A 3,583-nucleotide genomic window follows, 5' to 3' on the forward strand; every position below is an offset into this window, starting at 1 on the left:
TCGAAAGAGAGTAAATTATGGAAAGCCGGATGCTGGGAAACTTGCTTGTCCGGTTTGGACGGGGGCTGATTGTAAATAAAACAGCAAAGATAAATCGCTGAATAAAACGCAATTAATCTATCCGTATTCATAATATAAATAATAATCAGTCAGATTTTGAAATACAAGCAAATATTTTACTAAATTTGAATTTACAACAAGCTCAATTGGTACAACAAATTTTTCAGGCTAGAGCAAATAATGCTTCTGAAGAATTTATTAATAATTTAATGGCACAAAATATACAATTAAGCCAAAGGATTTCCAATCAACAAATAATTTTAAATAACGCTATGCCACCACAACATTTAAATCGTTCAAATCGTTCAAATAATTCTCGTAGAAATTAAATAAATTAAATTTGTTCATTAAATCATAAAGACTCTCAAAACGAGAGTCTTTTTTATTTCTGTTAATAAAAATGAATTTATCTAATAATTGAATTTAAATACGGATTTTTTATTGAAGAAATGATTTATTTTATTGATTTTTATTTCTAAAAATTATTATTTTGGTTTTTTTATCTTTAATATAAGAAACAAAAATATCAAAAACAAATTTTTATTATAGTAAAAAAATATATGTTCTAATAATTTTTAACAAAATTTTTATGATTAGGGCATTTTATTTTTTTGATAAACTGTATAAATAAAAAAAATACCTGAATACAAAAATTAATCAGATATTTAAAAACTACAATGAGGTTTATAATGAAATTTGTTTTTGTTGTAACATTTTTAATAGCTATTTTCAATTTTGTTTATTATCATTTTAATATGATTCAAAATATCCATAATATTACTATTCCTATTACTTAGTTAAATACTGTTTTTCAAAGTAATTTATCTACAATTAAAATTTTTTGCTTATTTTTTAACTTTGAAATGTTTCTTAAATGGATTATTAATTGGATATTTGGTTGACTAGTTTCTTATCTAAATTTGGTTCTTTTGTGTTTTGTTTGTTTATCCTTCGTTATTTAAATCTTCAAGAATTTATTCTTTTTACTAATTTATTAAAAAAATTATCTTCTCAAAATCAAATTTAAACTTCTTCATCTTCCTCTCAGTGTTTTTAAAATGCTTAATAAAAAAAATATTCTAATTTGATTTGGATTTTGGTTGTTTGTGATTTATTATTAATTCTCTTGTTATATAGATTTATTTAAAAAATTTCTTAAATTATGTGAAATTTTATTACAAAAAAATTATTTATCCGTAGATTTTGATTTATATTTGAGAAGTCGTGAAATTGAATATTCTTATTCAAAAATAATATCATAATTATCGGAATTAAATTTATTTGATTTAAAGTGAATGACTTTTTTCGATTAGTTCTCTGATTTCAAATTTGATGGCGAAAGTAGCATGGATAGTAAAATTATAACCTAAATTGAGAGCTCTGATTAAGCACCGCCAAACCATCTTCTTTAGTTAAAACACGAGAATAATATTAAAATTGACAAACTAATTTTTTACTAAAGATAAAGATTTCTTATTATTAAATTATTTTTATTTTTTAAAAATTCTTTAAATAATTTTTTGCCTTAACATTACATTCTTTTCTAAAAAAATTTTTAGAAAAAACAGGAAATTATTTTTTAATTTTTTACACAAAAAAGACTAACTTAATAGTTAGTCTTCAAGTTTTTTTAAAAAGTAAAAAGTGTTTAAAGTTTTGGAACACCTCAATTCGATTTATTTTTTGTTAGCTATTTTTTATAAAATAACACAATCACATTTAGATTTTGTATGATTATAATTTGATTGTTCAATTATTTCTGGTTTTTTTGGTTTTTGAGAAAGTTTTTTTTGAACAATTAAATCTTTTAGTAATTTTTGAAATTCTTTAATTTCAATAACTTCTCTTTTTAATAATTCATCAGCAAGGGGAGATAAAAATTCTTGATATTGTTGAATTATTTCTTTTGTTTTTGTTTGAGCAATATTTTTTATTTTATCTTTTCTTATTTCTAAAGAATCAGTTGATAAATATAAATCTCCTAAAAACCATCCTCTTTCTATGATATATTGAGCTGTTTTTTCGATATCTTTTTCATCATGTTGACCTCTACTTTTAATTTCTTCTATAGATGTTGTAATTATTTTTTCCGCTTCTAAACCTCCATAATAAACAGATAATGCAAATAAATGTCCAAACAAATTGTTTCTATCGAAAGAAAAATCGGTGCTACCATCAATTTTTTCATCATCTTGTTTTAATTTTATTTTTTTAAGTTTTATTAGTCCTGGATACTCTTTACTTCTTTTGCTTAATTCGAAAGCAATTACAGCATGCCCTATTTCATGAAAAGACACAAATTTTTGTTTAGTCATAATATTTATTTTATTTATATTATTTATTATTTCTTCATTTTCTTCTAAATCTGTTTCTGTAATTTCTTGAATTTCTTCATGAAATAAATCTTCCATAGCCATCACTTGATAATTATGAATAATTAAAAAAAATCCTAAACTAATAAATAAAACTAATTTAAACATTAATTTAATTTCCTTTTGTTTTTATTTCTTAAAATTTAATATATTGGAAATTGTTAAATTTTATTACCATTCAAGGATGGTTGTTCTTTTATTATATTCAGCTTTTTTGATTTTATTGTAGTTATATTTATCTTGAGAAAGTGATAAAGTTGTTTGAACAGGATTAAAGTGAAGACGAAAATCAGTTAATTCAAAATCAGAATTATAAACAAAAGCCGCGCTTCATCCTTTTTTCTACATAACGTTTTTGAAGTAATTAACTAATAAAGATACAAATATATTGGTTATTTTTGTTTGTTTTTAATCAAAATGAAAAAACGGCGAACAAATAATAAAAAAACTTTAATTATTGCGCATAATAAAACTTTAGCGGGACAAATTTTTAATGAACTAAAAGAAATATTTCCTGATAATAAAGTTGAATATTTTATTTCTTATTATGATTATTATCAACCAGAATCATATATTGTATCTCGTGATCTTTATATTGAAAAAGAAAAAATTATTAACGAAGAAATAGTAGAGTTACGTCATAACGCTATTAACTCTTTAATTAATCATGACGATGTTATTGTAGTATCGTCAGTATCTTGTATTTTCGGAATAGGTGGTGTATAAAAAAATGGGTATTAAAGTTACTTTTTTACATAGCAAAATCCCAGCTTTACAACGTTTACAAATTTTACAAAAATTACGTATGGGTATTTATGATTGTGTAATCGGAGTAAATTTATTACGAGAAGGTTTAGATTTACCTGAGGTTTCTTTAATGATTATTCTAGATGCTGATAAAGCTGGATTTTTACGAAATGAAAGCAGTTTAATTCAAATTATCGGAAGAGCAGCTCGTAAAATATCCGAGGTAAAGTAATTATGTATGCAGATAATATTACTAATGCTATGAAAATAGCTATTTCTTTAAATTAATTCATAAAAAGAATGCAATTCTACTTTTAACTTATGTTTTTGGTTTTCTATTGTTTTTTTGTAATTTTCAACAAAATTAAATTTAATTTTGTTGAATTTTTGGTAACGATCTTGAT

At 22.4% G+C, this 3,583-nt stretch carries 2 protein-coding genes and 2 pseudogenes; 3 read left to right on the forward strand and 1 reads right to left on the reverse strand.

What is annotated here, in order from left to right:
- Window positions 1-185 precede the first annotated feature (185 nt).
- Complete coding sequence (locus tag OC705_RS02260) at window positions 186-389, forward strand: effector protein (RefSeq protein WP_304512656.1); 204 nt, start codon at window positions 186-188, stop codon at window positions 387-389.
- Window positions 390-1,757: 1,368 nt separating this feature from the next.
- Here OC705_RS02260 and OC705_RS02265 read toward each other — a convergent pair.
- On the reverse strand, window positions 1,758-2,549 hold the full coding sequence (locus OC705_RS02265; RefSeq protein ID WP_304513982.1) for an SVM family protein: 792 nt from the start codon (window positions 2,547-2,549) through the stop codon (window positions 1,758-1,760).
- A 321-nt stretch (window positions 2,550-2,870) separates the two neighbouring features.
- Here OC705_RS02265 and OC705_RS02580 point away from each other — a divergent pair.
- Both OC705_RS02580 and OC705_RS02585 read left to right on the forward strand, forming a co-directional pair.
- Window positions 2,871-3,149 (forward strand): annotated as a pseudogene (locus tag OC705_RS02580) (excinuclease ABC subunit B); the annotation flags it as partial.
- Window positions 3,150-3,174: 25 nt separating this feature from the next.
- Window positions 3,175-3,455: pseudogene (locus tag OC705_RS02585) on the forward strand (helicase-related protein); the annotation flags it as partial.
- Between the last annotated feature and the right edge of the window lie 128 nt (window positions 3,456-3,583).

Origin of the sequence: Candidatus Phytoplasma fabacearum (assembly GCF_030586805.1) — a bacterium.
In the GTDB taxonomy this organism is placed as follows: Bacteria; Bacillota_I; Bacilli_A; order Acholeplasmatales; family Acholeplasmataceae; genus Phytoplasma; species Phytoplasma fabacearum.